Genomic DNA, 2,692 nt, shown 5'->3' with positions numbered 1-2,692 from the left:
AACGGATCAGCGACAAACCGCTCCGCCGTCAACCCGAAACGCTCCGCATAACCACGGGCGATCTGGGCCCCGGCAAGATAGAGCTCGCCGGCCACGCCCGGGGGGACCGGGCGCAGCCACGCGTCGAGCACATGGGTCGCGGTGTTCCACACGGCCCGCCCGAGGGTGGGCGCCTCGGCGTCGGCAACCGGCCAGTAGACCGTTTCGACCGTCGCCTCGGTGGGCCCGTAGCAGTTGAGGCTCCGGGTGCCGGTGGCCGCGCGCAGCGTGGACCACAGGGCGGCGCTCATCCCCTCGCCGCCCACGATCATCAACGCCGGCCGGTGCCGTTCGTTGTCCAGCAGGCCTTCCGGAACGAGCTGTTCGACGAAGCTGGGCGTGAGGTCCAGCATGTCGATACGCCGGTCCGCGATGTAAGCCGCGAGCCGCCCGGCGTCCCAGCGCACATCGTCGCCGATCAGGTGCAGCTCATGGCCGTCGAGCAGCCACATCATCGCGTCCCAGGACGTGTCGAACGTCATCGACGCCGTCAGCGCGGCCCGGATCGGACCCTCGTGCCCGTCCCGGCCGGCCACGTCCACCACGGACGTACGCACGAATTGGGCCTGGTGGTGGTGGAAGAGGGCCCGCAGGTTGCGGTGCTCGACCAGCACGCCCTTGGGCCGTCCGGTGGAGCCCGAGGTGTAGAGGAGGTACGCGGGGTTCGCGGGCCGCAGCGGCGCGCATCGGTCGTGGTCCGTCGGGTCGGTCGCCGGGCCGGCCGCGATGACGGTCCCGACCTCGGGGTCGTCGAGGAGGAGGAGCCGGGTGCCGTCCGGGACGGTCAGCCGGTCCGCGTACGCGCCGAGTGTCACCACCGTGACCGGGGCGGCCTCGGCCACCATGAACTCCAGGCGTTCCGCCGGGCCTTCAGGGTCGACGGCATGGTGGACGGCGCCGGCCTTGAGAACCGCCCACAGAGCCACGACGGCGCGCTCGGTACGGGGCAGCGCCACGGTGACCACACGCTCGGGTCCGGCACCCAGGGCGATGAGGTGGTGGGCCAGCCGGTTGGCGCGCTCGTTCAGCTCGCCGAAGCCGAGATGGACATCGCCGTACACCAGCGCGCCGGCATCGGGAGTGCGCCGGGCCTGTGCCTGGAGGACGTCGACGACGGTGTCGGCCGGCACGGGCGCGTCGACGCCCCGGCCGGCACCGGTGATCCGGTCCTGTTCGTCTCCGGTGAGCAGGACCAGCTCGTGCAGAGGGGCCTCGGGGGCGGTGGTGACCTGATCGAGCAGGTCGACCAGGCGACGGGCCATCCCCTCGACGGTGCGGCGCTCGAACAGGTCGGTGCGGTACTCCACGTAGCCGCTGAGCCCGGCCGGACCGCCGTCGGCGGTATGGCGCTCCAGCAGGTCGAAGGACAGGTCGGTGGTGGCAACCACCCGCTCACCGGGCACGATCTCGGCGCGCAGCGGGGCGAACGGCACCTCCGCCTCGGGGACGTTCCGCATGGTGAGCATGGTCTGGAAGAGGGGGTGACGGGCGAGGGACCGCTCCGGGTTGAGCGCCTCCACCAGCCGTTCGAACGGCAGGTCCTGATGCGCGTACGCGCTCAGGTTCCCCGTCCGGACCCGGTCCAGCAGCTCACGGAAGCTCGGATCCCCCGACACGTCCGTACGCAGCACCAGCGTGTTCACGAAACACCCGATCAGGTCCTCCGTCGCCCGGTCCGTACGCCCGGCCACCGCCGTGCCCAGCGGAATGTCCGTACCCGCACCCATGCCCGACAGCAAGGACGCAACCGCTGCCTGCATCACCATGAACACACTCGAACGCGACTCACGCGCCAGCCGCACCACCCGCTCGTGCAGACCCGCCGGGACATCGAACGCCACCGTGGCGCCCTCGGTGCCCGCAACCGCGGGACGCGGCCGGTCCAACGGAAGCTCCAGCTCCGCCGGCACACCGGCCAGCGCCTCCCGCCAGAATCCCACCTGCCGGGCGATGACGCTTTCCGGGTCGCTCTCGTCACCGAGCAACTCCCGCTGCCACACGGCGAAATCCGCGTACTGGACCGGCAACGGCTCCCATCTCGGCACACCACCCACCACACGCGCGCCGTAGGCAGCCGCGAGGTCGGCGACGAGTCGGCCGATCGAGGCGCCGTCACCGGTGATGTGGTGCAGCACGATCTGGAGCAGGTACGCGTCCTCGGTGAGCGCGAACAGCCGAGCGCGGACGGGGAGTTCGGTGGCGAGGTCGAAAGGCCGGGTCGCCTCGGCGGCCAGGTCGGGCCGTAGCACCTCCAGTACAGGCAGTTCGACGGGCGTCGCCTCGACAGGCAGGATGTGCTGGTACGGCACGCCGTCGCGCTCGGGGAAGAGGGTGCGCAGGCTCTCGTGCCTGGCCAGGACGTCGGCGTACGCGGCGCGCAGGGCTCCGTGGTCGAGCGGACCGGTCAGCCGCAGCGAGAACGGGATGTTGTACGCGCCGCTGGGGCCTTCGAGCTGGTTGAGGAACCACAGGCGGCGCTGGGCGTACGACAGCGGCACCGCCTCCGGACGCTCGACCGGCACCAGCGCGGAACGCACCGGGCCCGCCTCACCGAGGGACTCCGCCAACCCCGCGACCGACGGATGATCGAAGAGATCACGGACCGCGAGCTCCACCGACAGCTCGCCACGGATACGCGCCACCAGACGGGTCG

At 71.5% G+C, this 2,692-nt stretch carries 1 protein-coding gene; it reads right to left on the bottom strand.

Translation table 11 applies throughout. From position 1 onward, the window contains the following. A partial coding sequence (locus tag IE145_RS33065) for a non-ribosomal peptide synthetase (RefSeq protein WP_189529109.1) occupies positions 1 to 2,692 on the bottom strand: 2,692 nt, incomplete at both ends.

It is taken from the genome of Streptomyces sindenensis, assembly GCF_014649035.1.
GTDB classification, from domain to species: domain Bacteria; phylum Actinomycetota; class Actinomycetes; order Streptomycetales; family Streptomycetaceae; genus Streptomyces; species Streptomyces sindenensis.
This window is presented reverse-complemented; position numbering and strand designations above follow the sequence as displayed.